The following is a 19,453-nucleotide window of genomic DNA, read 5'->3' as shown; positions in this document are numbered from 1 at the left end:
GATGAGTCGCACCGTGATCTGTCGCAAATACCAGCGCGAAATGGAAGCCCTCGAACGCCCGCCCTTTCCCGGCCCGCGCGGCCAGAAAATCTTCGAGGAAGTCTCGAAACAGGCCTGGCAGGAGTGGATCGCACACCAGACACTGCTGATCAACGAGCGCCGGCTCAACATGATGGATCGCACCGCGCGCGCCTTTCTCGAGGAAGAGATGGACAAGTTCCTGTCGAACCAGGACTTCGCGCAAGCCGAGGGCTATGTACCACCCGCCAAGTGAAGCGCCCAAGTTTGCACGCACCCCGTTCTTGACTCCCGCAGGGGCCTGCGAGTTAAATACGGCGCTTCCCGCCCAGCCCAGGTAGCTCAGTTGGTAGAGCAGAGGATTGAAAATCCTCGTGTCGGTGGTTCGATTCCGCCCCTGGGCACCATTACATTCAACGACTTACCACCAAACGTAACGGCTCCCGTGGGCGCGGTTGTGCCCTGAATATGGCCTGCTGTAGGAGCGATGCCTCGCTTCGTGCAAGCACAACCCAAGCACCCACCACCGGAGTCAGTTCCTATCACCATCTGTAAACACTGTCGTTTCACGATTTTCATGCAAAACCAGTTGCACCTGGGGTGGAGATATCCGTGGATTTGGCAGGATATTTCTCAATAGCAACAGGAAGTCATGAAGCTGCCCGGCTCATTATCGACATGATTTCACTAGTCGATAATGGGTTGCTTTCATTGAGTATGCTTTCAACTCTTAGTTGAAACATTGGCTTGAAATCGGGTTGCGGCAGCAACCAGAATTTGTCTGCATCAATACCGGCAAACACTTTGGCAGCAAACTCGTCTGGCGTAGTGCTCTTGGCTACGTTATCGGCAACAGTATTGTGAAATTGTTGCTCTTCTTCGCTGCCTAGTTGATCACGTTGTTCCTTTGTGCGCAGACGGGCAGCAGAGTCCCAGATATCTGTTGCCACTTCGTAGGGGCATAGAACCGAGGCAGTGATCGGTGCACTCTCCAGCGCCAATTCGCTGTAGAGCGTTTCGGATATGGCTGTGACGCAGTGCTTGGTGCCTTGGTAGGGCCCCATGAAAGTACCGCCGCCCAATAACCCGCCAATGGACGAGGTGTTGATCACGCGCCCGGCTTCATTCTGGGCCAGCATCCGGGGGACAAAGCTGCGAATGCCATTGACCACACCCATGATGTTTACATTGATGCTCCACTGCCAATCCTCGACCGAGCGCTCCCAGCTTTTGCCATCGACAAGTACGCCCGCATTATTGAATAGCAGGTTGACCTTGCCATAACGATCAAACACGAGCTTTGCCAAATCCTCAATCGCGTCCGGGTTGGATACATCAGTGGCGACCGTAATGATCGATTGCTGCTTTGCTTCAAGCGCTTCTTTTAGAAATTCGAGTCTTCGAGCATCGATATCTGCTGCTACAACGTGCATCCCTTGTGCGGCCGCATAACGGGCGAGCCCCAAACCGATACCGCTACCTGCGCCAGTGATAACGGCAACTTTATGTTTCCAGTGACTCATGATTTCGCTCCAAGCGTTATCGTTTCCATCCCGAATATCTCTCGCTGTGTAATACGGTTGATCTGGACTACTTTTCATCCATCGCTGTAATTGTAAGTTATAGAGTTGCTCGGATGAGCACATCATGCATATGTATGAATCACTACTGTCCGGTTAACCAAAGTGGGAAATCCCCCGGCATAGCGCTGTCTCTTGATCATAATTCCAAGAACCACTTTGTAACCATCTGAAGGGAAACGGGCGGATGGTTGCAGTGGAAGCAAAGGACGAGACGCAATGGTCACGGCAGTTGTCTGGCGTTTGTGACCCGGGTGAGGCGCGGCGGACCGATCGCCTGGTGAGCATGGCCGAGCGGCCAGGCGCCACAATGGCGCGCGCGAAGCGCCGTCAAGTCAATAGAGCAAACTGACCCCGCATTCAGGGCGCCTGCTCGAGGACATCGTCGACCAGCAGGCGCTCGATGCGCCCGGCGTCGATTCCCCAGTCCGCGAGGGCGTCGCGGGTATGTTCGCCGGGGCGCGCAGGCGGCCGCTGGATCGCGCCGTCGGTGCGGCTGAAACGCGGTGAGGGCCGGGGCTGAACAACACCGGCCACCTCGACGAAGACGCCCCGTGCCACGTTGTGGGGATGCTGCGGTGCCTCGGCGAGGGAGAGCACCGGGGCGAAACAGGCGTCCGTACCCTCGAAGATCTCGCACCATTCCTGCCGCGTCCGGGTCCTGAACAAGGCGGCGAAGCGCTCCTTGAATTGCGGCCAGCGGGCCATGTCCATTTCGGGAAACTCCGCTTCGGTGACGCCCAGGCGCTGCAACAACTGCCGGTAGAAATGCGGCTCGAAGCTGCCAATGGCGATGTACTCACCGTCGGCGGTTTCGTAGGTGTTGTAGAAGTGGGCGCCGGAATCGATCATGTTGCAGCCGCGGGCGCGCTGGTAGCCGGCGTACAAAAGCCCGTGCTGCACTGTGGTCAGGGTCGCGGCACCATCCACCATCGCTGCATCCACTACCTGCCCGCGGCCGGAACGCTGGCATTCGAGCAGAGCGCACACCAGGCCGAATGCCAGGTTCATGCCGCCGCCGGCCAGGTCCCCGAGCAGATTCGATGTGGGCACCGGGGCCTCGCCCTGGCGCCCCACCAGTCCGAGCGCACCGGCCAGGGCGATGTAATTGATGTCGTGCCCCGCCGCCCGGGCCAAAGGACCCTCCTGCCCCCACCCGGTGAGGCGGCCGTACACCAGCCGCGGGTTGCGCTCCTGGCAGGGCGCGGGTCCCAGCCCCAGGCGCTCCATGACGCCGGGGCGATTGCCTTCGAACAGCGCGTCCGCCTGCTCCACCAGGTCCAGGACCAGCGCGACACCCGCGGGCGTCTTGATGTCGATGCACACGCATCGCCGACCCCGGCTGAGGACGTCGGCGGCCGGATCGGCCATGCGCGTCATGGGGTTGCCCCCGGGCCGTTCGATGCGCAGCACCTCGGCACCCATGTCCGCCAGCATCATCGCCGTGAACGGGGCGGCGCCCATGCCGGCGATTTCGAGGATCCTGAAACCATCCAGTGGCCCCATCGCCAGTTCTCCGCAATCAGCTTGGTTGTCCGTCGCGGTACTGCTCCCGCAGCCGGGTGCGCAGCAGCTTGCCCGCATCGTTGCGGGGCAGCGTCGCGACGAATTCCAGGGTACGGGGGCTGCGCAACGTACCCAGGCGTTCCCGGCAGTGGGCGAGCAGGGCCTGCCGTAGCGAGTCATCCACCGCCACGCCCGGGACCGGGATCACCAGCGCATGCACCACCTCGCCCCACTCCCGGTCGGGAACGCCGAAGGCGGCCGCGTCCAGCACCGCCGGATTCGCAAGCAAGGCATCGTCGATCTCGGCCGGGTAGATGTTGCTGCCGCCGGACAGGATCAGTTCAGCGCTGCGCCCGGTGACGAAGAGATAACCCTCTTCGTCCAGGTAGCCCATGTCACCCACCGTGACGAACTCGCCCTGATGACTGGCGGCGGTCTTCTCCGGGTCATTGAAATACTCGAAGGCGCCCGCCGGCTTGATGTAGAGGGTGCCCACCTGCCCCGCCGGCATCGCGGCGAGGTCACCGTCGAGAACCCTCACGGTGCCGGGCTGCGCCCGACCCGCCGAACCCGGTTTGCGCAGCCACTCTTCACTGCTGATGGACAGGGAAAAACCTTCCGTGGCCCCGTACACCTCGGTCAATATCGGTCCCAGCCACCGGATCATGGCCCGCTTGTCCTCGATGGGCGTCGGCGCGCCGCCGTGGAGGATCAGGCGCAGGGAGCGCAGGTCGTAGCGGCGGCGGGTGGCCTCCGGCAGGGCCAGCAGGCGATGGAACATCGTGGGGACGAAGAAGGCCTGGCTGATGCGGTGACGCTCGATCAGCCGCAGGCACTCCTCGCTGTTCCAGCGGGGTATCAGCACCGTGGTCACGCCACAGTTCAGGGCGACGACGGTGCACATGATCATCGAGCCGCCGTGGTAGAGCGGACCGGTGGCCATCACGGCGTCGCCGCGTTCGGGTTGATAATCGTAAAGAGTGGCGAAATGGCGGATGAAGGGGCCGAACTGCGTCGCCTCCGCCAGCTGGCGCACGCCCTTCGGCCGGCCCGTGGTGCCAGAGGTATAGAACATCAGGCCGCCCAGCTCGGGTGTCTCCAGCGCCGCGCCGGACTCGCCGGCCAGAACGGCGGCGTAATCCCCGAAACCCTCGATGGGCTCCCCCACCGACAGGCACAGCGCGAGGGACCGGGCACACTGCCGGGCCGCGTGGCGGGCAGCATCAGCGAAGCGGCCTTCAGCGATGAAGGCACGGGCGCCGCAATTGTCCAGCACGTAAGCCACGTCGTCGGGGGACAGATGCCAGTTGACCGGCGAGAGCACCACGCCGCACTGCAGCGCGGCGGTGGCCACCTCGGCGAACTCCGGCCGGTTGCAACAAAGCAGCGCCACGTGATCGCCCTTGCCGAGGCCGTGAGCCGCCAACACGCGGGCCATCTGGTTCGCGCGCCGATCCAATTCGCGAAAGCTGAGCGTCGGATGGCCGTCGCAGATCACGGCCGCCCGCTCGGGAAAGCGGGCTGCCATCCGCGCCACGCCGAACTCAGCGTCGAAGATCCCGGAAATCTCCATGATCAACTCCGTCGAAGCACGGGAACGGTTCGCGCTCCCGAGGCTCCCTGTGCTGTTTCAGGACCAGAGTCCCATTTCCCGTGCCACCACGTGGCGCTGGATCTCCGTGGTGCCCTCGCCGATGGTCGCGGCGCGGATGTCACGGTAGTAGCGCGCGACCGGGCACTCCTCCATGAAGCCCATGCCGCCGAAGATCTGCACGGCCTTGTCGGCGCAGTCCTTGGCCATCTCGGTGACGAACCACTTGCACATCGAGGCTTCCTTCGCGAAGGGCTTGCCTTGCATCGCGAGGTGGGCCGCCTTGTCGCGGATCAGGCGGCCGAGTTCGATGTTCAGCGCCATGTCGGTCAGCATGCCCTGCACATACTGGTAACGCGTGATGGGCTTGCCGAAGGAGATGCGCTGCTTCGCCCAATCGGTGGCGAGCGCCAGGCACTCCTCGGCGAGCCCGAGGCAGGTCGAGGAGATCAGGATGCGCGCGGTGAAGAAACCGCTCTTGATCCGCTCCATGCCCTGGCCTTCCATGCCGATGCGGTGATCCAGCGGTACGCGCACATCGTCGAAAAACAGCTCCCGCGTGTCGCTGGAATGGAGACCCATTTTTCGCAGCGGAGCACCGATGCGATAGCCCGGGGTTCCCGTGGGAATGAAAATGTGGTCGAAACCGAACTTTTCCGGGTCGGTCATGCACACGGCGAGCACGCCCTTGCAGATGTCCAGGCCGGCGCCCGTGATGAAGGTCTTGGTACCGTTGATCACCCACTCGTCGCCGTCGCGGACAGCGCGCGTGCGAATGCGGCCGTTGTCGGAGCCGGCATCGGGCTCGGTGATGCCCATCGCCGTGTTGGCCTCGCCGCGCAGCACGGGCTGCACGATGGTGTCCATCCAGCGGGCCTTCTGTCCCGGCGTGCCCAGCGTCGCGACCGGATGGGCGAAGGAAAGCGAGGCGAACAGCGACCAGGCGAGCGCGAGATCCACCTTGCCGATCTCTTCCAGCACCAGACAGAAGCTCAGGATGTCGGTGTCGGTGCCGCCCACCTCCTCGGGCATCAGCATGCCGATGAAGCCGAGTTCTCCCATGCGCTTGAACAGCGCGGTGTCGAAGCGGGCGGCCGCATCGCGCTCGGCGACGCCGGGGGCGACTTCCTTGCGTGCGAACTCGTGGGCGGTCCTGCGGATGGCTTCCTGTTCTTCCGTGTATTCGAACATGTGTTGCTCCCGATGGCGGATGGCCGCTGCGCGCGGCCGGTGATGTCGATCGATCAGCGGCCCTTGAACTGCGGCACGCGCTTTTCCACGAAGGCGCGCGGGCCTTCCGCGGCGTCCTCGCTGTGCGCCACCTCCATGCCGATGCGGTATTCGATGGCCAGGGCCTCGGCTTCGGGCAGGCCGTCGGTCTCCTGCACGGAACGCTTGATGCCGCGCACGGCCAGGGGCCCGTTGGCTGCCACGCGCTCGGCCACCTTGCGAGCCTCGGCGAGCGCCGTGCCCGCCGGTACCAGGCGACCGATCAGGCCCATCTGCAACGCTTCCGCGGCCGGGTAATGATCTCCCGTGAGCAGCATCTCCATGGCCTTGGTGTAGGGGATCTGGCGACGCAGGCGCACCGTGGAGCCGGCCAGCGGGAAAACGCTCCAGCGTACCTCCGAGATCCCGAACTTCGCGCCCTCGCCGGCGATGCGGATATCCGCCGATTCCAGGATCTCCACGCCGCCGGCGATGCACGAGCCTTCCACCGCGGCGATCACCGCCTTGTTGCAGCGGTAGTCGCGCAGCAGGCCCTTCCACATGATGCCCGGGTCGGCGCGGAAACGCGTCTCGAACTCGTCCTGCGGCGGCTCCCCGGCGCGCCAGCGCACGGTGTGCGAGAGATCGGCCCCGGCGCAGAAGGTTCCGCCGGCGCCGGTAAGAATGACGGCGCGAACCTCGTCGTCGTCGTTGATCATCTCCCAGGCTTCGGCCAGGCGGATGAAAACTTCCGGGTTCATGCAGTTCTTGAATCGCGGCCGGTTGAACGTCAGCGTGACGATGTGGCCATCGCGCTCGACGAGCAGTGCGGATTCGCTCATGGTGGCTCCCTGGTTCGTGGTTGAGGGGAAGGCGGCTCAGGCACCGAGCGACGGCAGGCCGTAGCGCGCATAGCCCTGCCGGCAAAAGGTGTCGTAGATACCGATCGCCTTTTCGCCACCGACGCTGAACTCGCTGCAGCTCTCGATGGAGAGGCCGTTGGCCTCGGCATGGGCGCGCTGCCCGGGTACGCCGTCGGACCAGTGAAGAGGCAACGCTCCGAGGAAATGGGTGCCCCGTTCGCGGCTCTCGAGATCCAGCGTGGAACCGTCCGCCAGGTGCAGCGTCGCGGCCACGCGGCGCGGATGGCGGGCGTCCGGCGCCAGTTCCCACTGGTGATCCATGCGGGTGATGGGCGTGACGCGGCCATCGGCATGGCTCACGGCACCGTCGCAGTACAGGATTTCCCCTTCCGGCGTCTCGAACTGCCACACGGTGATGTTGCGATCCGCCAGCGGCAGCGAGATCCAGTTGTAAAACGGCAGCCGGTCGGGGATGTTCGGTCCCCAGCGCCGCGCGCGGAGCCCTTGCAACCCCGTGAAATGCTCCTGTTTCACCCGCAGACTGCCGTGATAGCGCCCGGCCTGGTTGAAATAGGACTGATCGAACACGACCATGCCCGCTTGCTCGAGGCGGATGGGGCGGAAGTGGCAGGCGGGAAAGCGCGCTTCGAACTCCAGGCTGCCCTCGATGCCGTTGGCATCGTCACGGAGTTCGAGCCGCCAGCGCTTCATGGGTTCGAGCGCGGTGAAGCGCAAGGGACCCACCGCGAGCTCTTCCCGCCACGGTCCCAGCGGACCGGTCTGGTAGCTCGCGTAGTGCTCGCCGTCGAGTTCCACCAGCAGCCAGGCCACCGCGAACTGGTTGTTCGGGAACACGTCCAGGCCACACAGCGCGGACAGTCGCCCGCTCGCATCGTGGCAATTGAAGTAAGCCGCCTCCTGCCAGCCCGGATCCGCGGAGGCAACGATCTCCAGTGGCTGGTGGGTCTGGTGCACAAAGAGGTCGTCGTATGGACTCAGCATGGGCTCATTCTCCGCGGGTCGATGATGCGTCGGGAGCGAGGTCGAGATGGCCCACCGTCGAGTCCTCGAACAACACGCCCGCCGCGTGCAGGCGATCGAGTTCGCCGGCGTCCAGGCCGGCCAGTTCCCGCAACACGCTGCGGTTATGCTCCCCGAGGAACGGAGCCCGCCCGACCTGCGTGGGATTGCGCGAGAAGCGCGGCGCCGTGGCGATGGTCAACATCTCCCCGGTGTAGGGATATTCCACCGGCCGGATCATCTCCGGCGGCGTCTGGGGATGCGTGGCCGCTTCCCAGGGATCGAGCACGATGCCCGCCATGACGCGCTCGGCCGCCAGCGCCTGGTAGGCCGCTTCCGCCGTCTCGAAGCTCATCAGGAATTCCTCGATGATGTCGTGCACCTCGTGCTTGTGTTCCAGCCGCGCTTCCTGCGAGGCGAATTTCGGGTGCGACAGCATGTCCTCGCGCCCGATCATCCGCACCAGCGTTTCCCAGGAACCGGGGCCGGTCGTCATGATCACGATGTATTTCCCCTCCGGCCCCCTGAAGATCCCCCAGGGGCATGCGAGGTGATGCGCACGGCCGCTGCGCGGCACCTTGTGCTCGCCGCGGGACGCGACGCAGTACGGAGCCGCGGCGCCATCGAGACTCAACAACGTGTGCATCATCGAGATGTCGATGTGCTGTCCGGCACCGCTGCGGAAACGCTCCAGCAAGGCGGCCAGGATCGCCATGGCCGCCGTGGCGGCCGTGGCGGTGTCGCCGATGCCGTTGCCGGCGAAGTGGGGGTAGCCGTTCTCCTCGCCCATGAGCGACAACATGCCGCTCATGGCCTGGGCGATGCCGTCGGCTGCCGGCGCGTCCGCCAGCGGGCCCGTCGGACCAAAGCCGGTGATGGAACACATGACGATGTCCGGGCGGATCGTCTTCAGATCCTCGTAGCCCAGGCCCAAACCCGGCATGACGTGGGAGGTGAAGTTTTCCACCACCACGTCCACATGGGGGATCAGTCGCCTGATCAGCACGATGCCCTCCGGGCTCTTGAGATCCACGGAGATACTTTCCTTGCCCGCATTGCAGTGCATGAAGATCGGGCTGATGGAAGGCGGCATGCACCAGTGCTCGCCGGCCTGCGGGCCGAGCAGCCGGATGTGATCGCCGATGTGCGGGGCTTCCACCTTGATCACGCGGGCGCCCATGTCCGCCAGGATGCGTCCGCAGTAGCCTCCGGCCACCACACGGCCGAAATCCAGCACCGTGATGCCCCTCAAAATACCTTCACCAGCTCCAGTCATCGGTGATCTCCTCGTGCGGCTCGCGCCACCTCAGGCGATTAAGCCCTGCGCGCGCAGGTCGGCGATCTCGCCCTCGCTGTAACCGAGCTCCGCGAGCACCATCGCCGTGTGCTCGCCGGGACGGTTCATCCAGTGACGGGCCTCGAGCACCTGCCCGTCGAGCTTGAACATGGAGCCCACCATCGGCACCTTGCCGTGGATCGGGTGCTCGAGTTCCACGACCATGTCGCGCGCGCGCATCTGGGGATCGTTGGCGGCCTGGGCCGGTGTGTTCACCGGCGTCACGCAGGCATCCACATGCTCGAACAGCGCAACCCATTCGGCTTGTGTACGCGTCCTGAAGAGCGCGCCGAGTTCGGCGCGCACGTGATCGCGCTTCTCCACGACCCACTGCAGCTCGATCAGATCCTCCCGCTGCACTGCCTCGCAGAGGTTGCCGAAGAAATAGGGTTCCCAGGCGCCGAGCGAGATGTAGGCGCCATCGCGGGTTTCGTAGACATCGTTGAACGGCCAGAACCCGGAGAAGTACATTTCCCCGCGCTGCATCTCCACGCCGGCGCCGAGATACGGGCCGATGGCGGCGGTGTTGGTTTCGAATACGGCGTCGGTCAGGGAAACGTCACAGTAAGCCCCCTGCCCCGTCTTCGCCCGGCGCAGCAACGCCGCGAGGATATGGGTCACGGCAGACATCGCACCCACCGCGAAATCGGCCACCAGTCCGCCGGTGACCACCGGGGGGCCGCCCGCTCGGCCATTCATGCCGATGAAGCCGGCGATGGACTCGAAGTTCACGTCATGACCCGGTTTGTCGCGATAGGGGCCGGTTTGTCCGTAGCCGGTGATCGCGGCATAGACCAGCCGCGGATTGATCTTCTTCAGCGCCTCGTAGCCGACGCCGAGGCGATCCGCCACACCGGGCCGGAAGCCTTCGGTGATCACATCCGTCTTCTCGATCAGGCGATGGAAGACCTCCAGCCCCTGCTTGCTCTTCAGATCGAGCTGGATGCAGCGCGCATTGCGCATGCCGAAGCGGTAATGACTCATCTGGACGCCATTGTTCCGGGCGATCAGGGAACCCGTGCTCGGCCCTGCGCGGCGACCGGAATTCCCGGGAACCTCCATCACCTTGATCACGTCGAAACCCAGGTCTCCGAGCACCTGCGCCGTGAATGGCCCTCCGCCCATCCAGCACATATCGACCATGCGATAGCCATCGAGAAACATCAGCACCCCTCCCATCCAGGGCGTCGGCACACAGCAGGCACGCACGCTTCGTGCGTCCTCCAAGCTCGGCGGAATTCTCCGCGCCGCGTCGCACGCGAATCAACTCGTATTCGATGCGTCCGGCAGCGCCGCCGCGTTGCGCTCCCAACTGGCTGAACGCACAGGAAAATTTGCAACTGTTCGGACGCTCGCACAGGTGGGCTCGGCGGATTTTTACATTTGTGGCTACACGCCAGCGCCCCGCGCGCTAGACTGCGGCACAACAAAGGCGGGGAGCATCATCGAACGATGAAGTGGGAAAAACCGACCGACCTCCACCTGGCGCCACGTCCGCGCAAGCAGCCGCAGCAGTCGCGCTCGGTACAACTCGTGGCGGCGATCCGCGGCGCCTGCCTGCGCATACTCGACCAGGAGGACGTGGCAGCCCTCAACACCAACCGCATCGCCGAGGTCGCGGGGGTGGGCGTGGCATCCGTGTACCAGTATTTCCCGAACAAGGATGCGATCCTGGCCTGTGTCTACGACGAGTTGCTCGAGCGCGAACGCACGGCGATAACCGTCCTGTTCAGCGAGCTGGCCACGCGCAGCAGCCGCGAGGCACTTGAAACCCTGGTCGACCACGGCATCGACTCTCGACGCCGGCTGCTCGCGATGGCCCCGGACTTCTATCGCAAGTACCACCGCGAGTTCCAGCTGACTCCAGGCGACATCGCACGCGGCGAAGACCTGGACAGCCTGGGCCGCTCGATGGCGTCCACTGGCGAAATGTTCGCGCGTTTCGGCCCACGCCTGCGCGTGCCGAACGATACCAGCGCGCAGTTCATCCTGACGCGCGGCATCGGCGCCATCATCGATCGTGCCGCGGAAGACGCGCCGGCGCTGCTCGACGACCCCACATTCCGCGCCGCGCTGAAGGACATGGCACTGCGCTTCCTGCTCGATTCCGCCGCACCCTGACACCGCAGGACAGCCTCTTGGCGCCCTGTTTCGGGAAGCATGGCCAGGCAGCTCAGGTAATGGACATGCCGTTCAACTACCTTCGGTAATTCCGTTGTTCTTTTAGTTGCCCGTTCTCATCAAAGCGTTCCCACAAACCATCCAGCTCACCATCTTTGTATTTCTCTCTTTTCCCCAGCTGGCCATTGGCGTAATAGAACTCCCAGAGCCCTTCTCTGTACCCCGCTCTGTAGATGCCCCGTTTTTTCAACCGACCATTCTCATGATAGGCCTCGAACAGGCCGTCCAGCTCACCGAGGCCATGACTATTGTTTATGACATAGTTGCCTTTCTCCATCAGTCGCCCGTTGGGGTGAAACTTTTCAAAATCACGATGGAGTTCACCATTCCTGTAATTCAACTTCTCGGATAACCTGCCGTTGTTATAGTACCTTTCGAAACAACCGTCCGGCCGGCCGTTTCTGGAGTTCCCGCGAATTCTTACTTGCCCGTTGTCGTAATACATCACCCACGCGCCGTGGCGGTTCCCGTCTTTATAATTCCCTTTGAATTCCAATTGGCCATCCCGATAGTAGACCTCCCACGGCCCATCCTTTTTCCCGTCTTTATAATTCCCTCTGGACTCGAGTTGGCTCGCCTTGGCAGACCAGATCCACGGGCCATCCGGGAGTAAACTCACAAGCTTGAACCATAAACTCGGTCTACTGTTCATATCCGATATTCACGCAGAAATAATTAAGAGCACGCCCATTTTGCAACAAATGAAGGATAAAGCCTCCACCTGATCGAACCTAACGCACGCGTCGTCCCGTCGCAGGCATTCCGGAAGCAGGCAGAGCCGTCCTCATATCACGCCGAAACCTGATTCTCGATCATCCGGTTCGAGCTCACCAAAGCCTGTTCACATTTGTACTCTAACTCGACCATTGGAGCAAAAAAAGCACGACGTGTTCCGCGATCGGCCCCATATTTTCCGGAGCCGCGGCATAGGCCTTGCGCATCAGTCACTTGGTACGGCCCTGCTCGCGGCCACGCTCGATCACCTTCCCCTTGCGTTGTGCGATCATTGCGGCGGAAGCGCGCTTTGCCGACTCGATTCCCTGTTGCTCCTCCCAGGCCAATGCCTCGTCATAGGGCATGCTGTAGCCATCGTCAATCAGGCGTTTGTACTGCCTGAGCACCGGCAGCACACATCCGCACATATCCGTCGCCATTTGGATGGCCGTCGACAGCAATTGATCCGGCGCAACCACGCAGTTCACCAAACCCCAATCACACGCCTGCCCGGCATCAATGGTATTGCCGGTGAAATGCATTTCCTTGGCCCTGCTCATACCGATCAATCGCGGCAGTTTCTGGCTCAGGCCCCATCCCGGCAAAATGCCGACACGGGCATGAGTATCGGCGAATTTCGCTGCGCTCGAGGCAATCAATACATCGCAGGCCAAGGCCAATTCAAAGCCGCCGGTAATCGCAAAGCCGTTGATGGCGCCAATAATCGGCCCCTCGAAAGCCGCCATCGCGCGACCAATAATATTGTCTGCGGTCTCTGCTGCGCTGGCGTTATCGCCACCGCCGGCAGCCAGTTCCTTGAGGTCAAAGCCTGCGCAAAACGCCTTGCCGTTGCCGGTAACAATCAGGACATGGATATCCTTGTCCTGCTGGCAGTCATTGATGGCATTGGCCAAGGCATTGCGCAGCGCGGAAGAGAGCGCGTTCATCGCGTCAGGTCGGTTGAGAGTGATAATGCCAATATGGCCCTGCTTTTCAAGCAGTACAGGCGATGTCATGGCGCAAACTCCGTCAGCGTGCAGTCGCAGACAAATTGGTTTAAAGAAAGAATAACAAGAGGTTCCCCGAAAATTCAATGCTTGCCGGAACGTCGGGCTTGCGGATTGGCTTTCCCGAGCCGCCAGACCTTCGCAGTCATCGGGATAGCAGCTCGCGGATTCGACAAAGCGCTTCACGCTCTGCGACAACCTGCCGCGGGACTTGCACCCGTGTGGTCACGTGCCATGCCCGGCACACACGCTTGCGGCGGCGGGCGCGCGCAACGCGCGTCCGGCGATCGAATGGAACGTATTGCCCGTGCTGGTCATGGGGCCGTGACCGGGATTCATGCTGCGTTCTTGTTTCCACGCTGCGGCCGGGAAAAGAGTGCGAACGGAATGGCGAACGGCCCGAACAATGCACCCATGACTACCCAGAACGAAACTTTTGCCCCACGCTTTTTTGCGATGCGGTAACACGCGAATGTACAGAGCACGGCGATTGTGACAAGGACCAATGGTGTCGGCACGGGTTCTCTCCTGATTCAATGCAAGGCGCACATAACTGATCAGCATGCAGACGCGTCTGCCACTCAGCTGTCGGGGTCCGGCGTGTACTGCCTGTTTTACTTTCCGGTCACGCCGGCACCGACTTCCCGCTTCAAGTCGGTGGCGACCTCAATGCCATCGGCCGCTCTATCCGCCCCCGGATTTGTCACCTGTGCGGGAGTTCAGCAGGACCCAGGCATCCAGCATTGCACGCATCCGCAGCGGACTGTAGATATCCTCCTCGAAGCGCCACTGTCCGTTGCCACCGTACTTGAGTCGCGTGTAGCTGCGCGTCTCCAGACGGGTACCGTCACCGGGGTCGGCCATGATGTTGCGGTACTCCAGCAGCACCCAGCCGCGGCGCTCGTCGATCACGTACCAGTCCATCGGGAAGTCGATCATGCGGTTGATCGGCCAGACGTCACAGTGCGGGTCGATCCACTGCTTGACCGCCGCGCGACCGTGGATCTCGTGCTCCCAGCCGCCCGCAAAACCAAAGCCGTGCTCGCGGTACTGCACATCCGGGGTGTAGAACTGCAGCCACTCACTGTGGTCGCGAATGCGGAAGGCCTGGTTGCCCGCGTCCTCGAAGCGCTTCACGGCATCCTCGATTTCGGCGCGCGAATAGCCCGGATTCACGTCGTGCTCCCACACGGCCTCGTGCATCGCGCGGGCCTGCTCGGGCCGGGGCTCGGGCAGCGCCAAGCCAGCCGCCTCGCAGCGCGCACGCTCGTGACGCCAGAGTTCGATCATCGTGCGCATGCGCAAGGGGTTGTAGATGTCCTCCTCGAAACTCCACTGCATGTTGCCCGCATACTTCAGGCGGGTGTAGTTCTTCTCCTCGAACACCAAGCCGTTGCCGGGATCGCGCATGCGGTTGCGCCACTCGCAGATTACCCAGCCGCGCTCCTCGTCGATCACGTACCAGGGAACCGGCCAGAAGGCCATCTGATTGTTGGGGAAGCTCGCGAAGTGACCGTTGATCCAGCCGCGAATCGCATCGCGGCCGCGGATCTCGCTGTCCCAGCCACCGTTGAAGCCGTAGCCAAGATCGACATAGACGGCATCTTCGGTGAAGCACTGCACCCAGGGTTCCAGGTCCCCCTCGATGAAAACCCGGTCGGTGATCTCCATGAAACGGCGAAAACAGGCATCGATCTCTTCCCGATTCCACTGGCTCATGGCAGCTCCCCGCATCAGCTCGAATAAATAAACGACATCACAGCCATTGATCCAGCTGGCCGCGAGTCCCGTGGCTTCTTGTAGCACGGGCGCGAGACCGGCGACCTCATCCATTCGCATGAAGCGGAGATGAGGCGCCGGGTGCACCATTTGGGCCGGCGCTCTTCCGATAACAGACCAAAGGGGATCAGCATGAATACCAAGCCGTCGACCATCCAATCCGTCCTGATGCTGGCGATCGCGGCAGCCGGGGGCACGAACCATGCCCTGGCCCAGTCCGAACGTCTCGCCCTGGACGAGATCGTCGTCACCGCCCAGCGGCGCGAGCAAAGCCTGCAGCACGTGCCGATCTCGGTGGCGGTCGAGACCGCCGCAACCCTCGAGAAGAAGGGCATCACCGAGCTGGCGGGGCTTGCCGTGCGCACGCCCAACCTCTTCATCGAGGATGGCGGTGCCACCCAGAACATCGCGATGCGTGGCCTCGGCAGCCCCGGCATCGAGTCGATCGAGCCCTCGGTCGGGCTCTACATCGACAATATCTCCTTCGCGCGCCCTCGCGGCGTCACCCAGAACCCGTTCTACGACATGGAGCGCATCGAGGTGCTGCGTGGTCCCCAGGGCACCCTGTGGGGCCGCAACACCATTGCCGGGGCGATCAACATGCTCACCGCGCGTCCGAGCGAGGAGTTCGAGGCGTACGTGAATACCGAGGTGGGCAACTATGACGCCTGGCAGGTCGAGGGGGCGGTGTCGGGCCCGATCACCGACACCCTCAGCGGGCGGCTTTCGGCCTATACCGCCGAGCGTGATGGCTACCTCGAGAACGACGGCATAGGGCCCGACGGCGGTGGCATCGACAGCGACGCCTACCGCGTGCAGCTGCAGTGGCAACCGAACGAGAGTTTGCGCGCCAACCTGAAATGGGAGCAGATCGACCACTCGACCGAAGGCAACACCCTGCAGCTCGTGGGTCGCGGTCCCGATCCGTTCCTGCCCGGCGTGCCCAACGACATGAACGCTCGCTACGAGGCGGCCGGCGAGAATTTCAAGGTCGATGACAAGCAGATCATCAACGGCACCGGCGACTTCAGCTTCGTGGCGGACGACCCGCGCCAGGAGAACAAGACCGATCTCGCGTCGCTGGTGTTCGCCTGGGAGTTCAGCGGCTATACGCTGACGGCGCAGACCGGCTATGCCGACTGGGAAGCACAACGGGTGATGGAATTCTCCGGGGGCGCGCTGAACGTCATCGGCCTGCGCGGCGAGAAGGGCGACACGGGCAATTTCTGGAGCCAGGAGCTGCGGTTGCAGTCACCCCAGGATTGCACGTTCCACTGGGTGGCGGGCGTGTACTACGACGACCTCAAGATGGTGCAGACGAAGTGGGATGACGGTGGCGGCGCAATTATAGATGCGGGCTCGGTCGGCCTGCTGGCACGAAACGGCGATGTCGAGAAGGTCGAGTCCTATTCCGGCTACTTCGAGGGCTCCTACGAGATCACGGAGCAGTGGACCGCAACGGCCGGCGTTCGCGTAGGCAAGGAGAAAAAGGATTTCACCGATTACGTGGGCCTGGAGCTGGTGTTCGGCGGTGATTTCGACAATCCGAGCGGTGTATATATCGAGGACGGCGGGACCACCTTCTTCGGTCAGCAGATCGTCCAGCCGCTGAAGCGCGATGACGACTACGACACCTGGTCGGCCAAGCTGCAATACCAGATGAACGACGATACGATGCTCTACCTGACCGCGGCGACCGGCTACAAGTCGGGTGGCTACAACAACGCGGGCAACACCTTGATCATCGCGGACAAGGTGGTCGAGCCGGAGGACTCGTTGTCCTACGAAGCCGGCGCCAAGATGGATCTCGCCGATGGCCGCGGTCGCCTGAATATCGCAATTTTCTATACCACCTTCGACGACCTGCAGGTTGCACGCTCGGACACCACCGGGGTGATCGTGACCACCAACGCCGCCGAGGCCGTCACCCAGGGCATCGAACTCGAAGGCGCCTGGCGTCTCACGGACACGCTCACGGCGGGCGGCAGCATCGCCTGGCTGGACGCCGAGTACGAGGACTTCAAGAATGCGCCCTGCGGCCCGTTCCTGCGCGCTTCCGATCCGGTGGGTTGCATGGATGGCCAGGATCTGAGCGGCGAGACGCTGCAACGGGCACCCGACTACTCGGGGACGGTCTATCTCGAGTTCACGCGTGAGGTTGGCGCCGGCTGGGACATGGATGCCTATGCCGGGTACACCTTCCGTGACGATTCGACCACGGTGATTTCCAACGAGTTCGGCGCCGAGAGCCTGGAACTGCTGGACGCGCGGCTCTCGTTCAGCAATCAGGAGAGCGGCTGGATGGTTGCGCTGAAGGGCAATAACCTGACCGACGAGCGCAAGCTGATCCTCCGCCAGGACAACGACCTGCTCCAGGGTGGCCAGTTCGGCGCCATCAACATGCCGCGCACTTACGCGCTGCAGGTACGCAAGAACTTCTGATACGGGCCCCTGCACCTGCCGCGCTTTGCTAGCGCGGCAGGTATCTGCCGGGATGCCAGGGCTATAGGTTCATTGCCAGGTCGAAGCCGGCGTGGATGGCCCCGTCGATGTAGCCGATTCCGGCGCAGTCGCCAATCTCGTGAACCTCGATCCCCGCGCTGCGCAGGCTTGCGGCAAGCCCGGGATTAGCCACCGCGCCCGAGGTGATGATTACCTGGTCCGCCGCGATGCGCCGCTCCTGTCCGTGGGCATTGCGATAGACCACGCTGTCGGTCTCTATGCGAACCGGCAATGCCCCGGTCAGCATCTCGACGCCAAGCCGCTTGCAGTCCGCGATATTGCGCCAGCGGCGCACGAGCTTCAGTCCAGCCCCGAGCACCTCGCCCGCCTCCAGCACCGTGACCTTGCGCCCCCGCTCTGCAAGAAACTCCGCGAGTTCGATTGCCACCAGCCCTCCGCCGATCATCACGATGCGCTGGCCGAGCGGCATCCAGAGACGACTCAGCATCCTCATCCAGTCCGGGCGCTCGAGAACGCCGAGCCGCTTGCCTGCGCCGAGCAGCAAGCGGCTCACGTCCCCGAGGGCCGGGCCGGGACCTTCTGCCAACTCGCCGGTCAGCATCGCGCGGATATCATCACCACTCAGCACGTGGGGAAGCTCGATACCCGGTATCGCCGGCACCTCCCGCCGCGCACCGACGGCAATGACCACTTCGTCGGGTTTCTCCCGCGCGACGAGTTCCGCCGTGAGTTCGGTGCCCAGGCGCACTTCCACCCCGAGACGAGTCATCTCGCCACAGAGGTAGCGGACCAGTCCGGCATTGGGGGCATAGGAGGTCGCGCTGAAGCGCACCGTGCCACCGAGACGCGAGGATTTCTCGCACAGTATTACCTGGTGCCCGCGCAGGCGGGCAACGCGCGCCGTTTCCATTCCTGCCGGGCCGCCTCCCGCAATCATGATGCGTCTGGACCGCTCGGCCTGCACGATCACCGTTTCGTTCTCGCGTCCGGTGCGCGCATTCACCGCGCACTTGGTCGCCTCGTTGACGAAGATCTGGCTGATGCAGGTGTAACAGTAGATGCAGGGCCGGATCTCGGCGGCACGCCCCTCGCCGAGCTTTCTCGGCAATTCGGGGTCGGCAAGGAGCTTTCGTGCCATGGTGACGAAATCGAAGCTGCCGCGGCGGATGAAATCGTTCGCGGCCGCGGGCTCGATACGCCCCGCCGTTATCACCGGTATCTTCACGACCGATTTGATCCCTGCGGCAAAGGGGACGAAACCCGCCGGTTTGTGCACCGTATGGGCCAGCGTGAAGCTCTCGCCTTTCGATGCATCCGCATAGGCGCTGACATGAATCGCATCGGCGCCCGCGGCTTCGGCGAGACGCGCCGTCGCACAGGCATCCTCGTGCGTGATGCCACCCTCGGTCAGGAACTCGATGCCGTCGAGGCGACACCACACCGGGTAGTCGGCGCCGCAGCGGTCCTTGATCGCCCGGATCACCTCGACCAGCAGCCGCGCGCGGTTCTCCAGCGAGCCACCCCAGCGGTCCTCACGCGTGTTTACCGCCGGGTTGAGAAAACTGTGCACCAGGTAACCGTGACCGGCGTGTATTTCGACCGCGTCGATACCGGCCTCGCGCGCACGCGCGGCGGCAGTGGCGAACTCCGCCACGACCCACGCGAGATCTTCCTCGCTGGCCACGCGGTAATGCAGCTTCGCGGTGGGCGCACTGTAGGGCGTGGACATCCGCTGTGCCTCGTCCGGGAAGAGGTACGGCCCCATGTCGCCGTCCTTCATCACCGGAATCGACGGTGTGAGCAGCGGACGGCCATCGCGGATATCGTTCATCGCGGTGAGGCCGGCATGCTGCAGTTGCACCGCGAGCTTGGCACCGTGAACGTGCACCTCGTCCGCGACCGCTGCAAGACCGGGGATGAAGCGGTCATCGGAGATCGCGACCTGGCGGAAATTGGCCGAACCCACCGGCCAGCTGATCGCGACGGAACCCATGATCAGCAGCGCAGCGCCCCCCTCGGCCCGTGCCGCGTAGTACTTGCGCAGCCGTTCGCCACAGTATCCCTCCGGGTCTGCAGTGTTCGAGCCCATGGGACTCATGAATATCCGGTTGCGCAGTTCCAGCCGGCCTATGCAGCCCGGGGACAGCAGATGCTCGTAACTCGCCATTCCCTTTGATTCCCTTGCG

General features: G+C 63.2%; 16 protein-coding genes and 1 tRNA gene. 4 read left to right on the top strand and 13 right to left on the bottom strand.

The annotated features are described in order from the left end of the window. Position 1: 1 nt before the first annotated feature. On the top strand, positions 2 to 274 hold the full coding sequence (locus IPF49_11560) for an oxidative damage protection protein (GenBank protein ID MBK6288251.1): 273 nt from the start codon (positions 2 to 4) through the stop codon (positions 272 to 274). Between the two features lie 75 nt (positions 275 to 349). Then, a tRNA-Phe gene (locus IPF49_11555) sits at positions 350 to 425 on the top strand. Between the two features lie 243 nt (positions 426 to 668). Here the strand turns inward: IPF49_11555 and IPF49_11550 are convergent. The 8 genes from IPF49_11550 to IPF49_11515 all read right to left on the bottom strand — a co-directional run bounded on the left by IPF49_11550 (position 669) and on the right by IPF49_11515 (position 10,332). Then, the gene (locus IPF49_11550; protein ID MBK6288250.1) at positions 669 to 1,541 is read right to left on the bottom strand and encodes an SDR family NAD(P)-dependent oxidoreductase; all 873 of its coding nucleotides are present in this window, start codon (positions 1,539 to 1,541) and stop codon (positions 669 to 671) included. A gap of 417 nt (positions 1,542 to 1,958) precedes the next feature. Further along, complete coding sequence (locus IPF49_11545; GenBank protein MBK6288249.1) at positions 1,959 to 3,104, bottom strand: CoA transferase; 1,146 nt, start codon at positions 3,102 to 3,104, stop codon at positions 1,959 to 1,961. Between the two features lie 16 nt (positions 3,105 to 3,120). Beyond that, positions 3,121 to 4,677: an AMP-binding protein gene (locus tag IPF49_11540; protein MBK6288248.1), complete on the bottom strand. Its 1,557-nt coding sequence runs from the start codon at positions 4,675 to 4,677 to the stop codon at positions 3,121 to 3,123. Between the two features lie 57 nt (positions 4,678 to 4,734). Then, a complete protein-coding gene (locus IPF49_11535; protein ID MBK6288247.1) occupies positions 4,735 to 5,886 on the bottom strand; it encodes an acyl-CoA dehydrogenase family protein in 1,152 nt (383 codons plus the stop codon). A gap of 53 nt (positions 5,887 to 5,939) precedes the next feature. Further along, positions 5,940 to 6,746, bottom strand: coding sequence for a crotonase/enoyl-CoA hydratase family protein (locus tag IPF49_11530; GenBank protein MBK6288246.1), 807 nt, complete (start codon positions 6,744 to 6,746; stop codon positions 5,940 to 5,942). Positions 6,747 to 6,782: 36 nt separating this feature from the next. After that, on the bottom strand, positions 6,783 to 7,769 hold the full coding sequence (locus tag IPF49_11525) for a hypothetical protein (GenBank protein ID MBK6288245.1): 987 nt from the start codon (positions 7,767 to 7,769) through the stop codon (positions 6,783 to 6,785). A 4-nt stretch (positions 7,770 to 7,773) separates the two neighbouring features. Next, positions 7,774 to 9,063: a CoA transferase gene (locus IPF49_11520; GenBank protein MBK6288244.1), complete on the bottom strand. Its 1,290-nt coding sequence runs from the start codon at positions 9,061 to 9,063 to the stop codon at positions 7,774 to 7,776. A gap of 30 nt (positions 9,064 to 9,093) precedes the next feature. Continuing rightward, the gene (locus tag IPF49_11515) at positions 9,094 to 10,332 is read right to left on the bottom strand and encodes a CoA transferase (protein MBK6288243.1); all 1,239 of its coding nucleotides are present in this window, start codon (positions 10,330 to 10,332) and stop codon (positions 9,094 to 9,096) included. Positions 10,333 to 10,575: 243 nt separating this feature from the next. Here IPF49_11515 and IPF49_11510 point away from each other — a divergent pair, with 243 nt between their 5' ends. Continuing rightward, positions 10,576 to 11,244, top strand: coding sequence for a TetR/AcrR family transcriptional regulator (locus IPF49_11510; GenBank protein MBK6288242.1), 669 nt, complete (start codon positions 10,576 to 10,578; stop codon positions 11,242 to 11,244). A 76-nt stretch (positions 11,245 to 11,320) separates the two neighbouring features. Here the strand turns inward: IPF49_11510 and IPF49_11505 are convergent, their stop codons facing one another. The 4 genes from IPF49_11505 to IPF49_11490 all read right to left on the bottom strand — a co-directional run bounded on the left by IPF49_11505 (position 11,321) and on the right by IPF49_11490 (position 14,744). After that, the gene (locus tag IPF49_11505; protein ID MBK6288241.1) at positions 11,321 to 11,956 is read right to left on the bottom strand and encodes a toxin-antitoxin system YwqK family antitoxin; all 636 of its coding nucleotides are present in this window, start codon (positions 11,954 to 11,956) and stop codon (positions 11,321 to 11,323) included. A 292-nt stretch (positions 11,957 to 12,248) separates the two neighbouring features. Further along, positions 12,249 to 13,034 (bottom strand): enoyl-CoA hydratase, encoded by a 786-nt coding sequence (locus tag IPF49_11500; GenBank protein MBK6288240.1) that lies wholly within the window; start codon positions 13,032 to 13,034, stop codon positions 12,249 to 12,251. A gap of 216 nt (positions 13,035 to 13,250) precedes the next feature. Then, positions 13,251 to 13,589 carry a hypothetical protein gene (locus IPF49_11495; GenBank protein MBK6288239.1) on the bottom strand — a complete coding sequence of 113 codons (339 nt, stop codon included), beginning with the start codon at positions 13,587 to 13,589 and terminating at the stop codon, positions 13,251 to 13,253. A 120-nt stretch (positions 13,590 to 13,709) separates the two neighbouring features. Next, positions 13,710 to 14,744 carry a nuclear transport factor 2 family protein gene (locus IPF49_11490; GenBank protein ID MBK6288238.1) on the bottom strand — a complete coding sequence of 345 codons (1,035 nt, stop codon included), beginning with the start codon at positions 14,742 to 14,744 and terminating at the stop codon, positions 13,710 to 13,712. A 192-nt stretch (positions 14,745 to 14,936) separates the two neighbouring features. Between IPF49_11490 and IPF49_11485 the strand changes: the two genes are divergently transcribed. After that, positions 14,937 to 17,246 (top strand): TonB-dependent receptor, encoded by a 2,310-nt coding sequence (locus IPF49_11485; GenBank protein MBK6288237.1) that lies wholly within the window; start codon positions 14,937 to 14,939, stop codon positions 17,244 to 17,246. A 61-nt stretch (positions 17,247 to 17,307) separates the two neighbouring features. Here IPF49_11485 and IPF49_11480 read toward each other — a convergent pair whose 3' ends face one another. Continuing rightward, complete coding sequence (locus IPF49_11480) at positions 17,308 to 19,434, bottom strand: FAD-dependent oxidoreductase (protein ID MBK6288236.1); 2,127 nt, start codon at positions 19,432 to 19,434, stop codon at positions 17,308 to 17,310. Positions 19,435 to 19,453: the final 19 nt, after the last annotated feature.

The sequence above is a fragment of the Gammaproteobacteria bacterium genome (genome assembly GCA_016705365.1).
GTDB lineage: Bacteria > Pseudomonadota > Gammaproteobacteria > Pseudomonadales > UBA5518 > UBA5518.
Note: the sequence above shows the minus strand (reverse complement) of the source record. Positions and strands in the feature narration are given on the sequence as shown.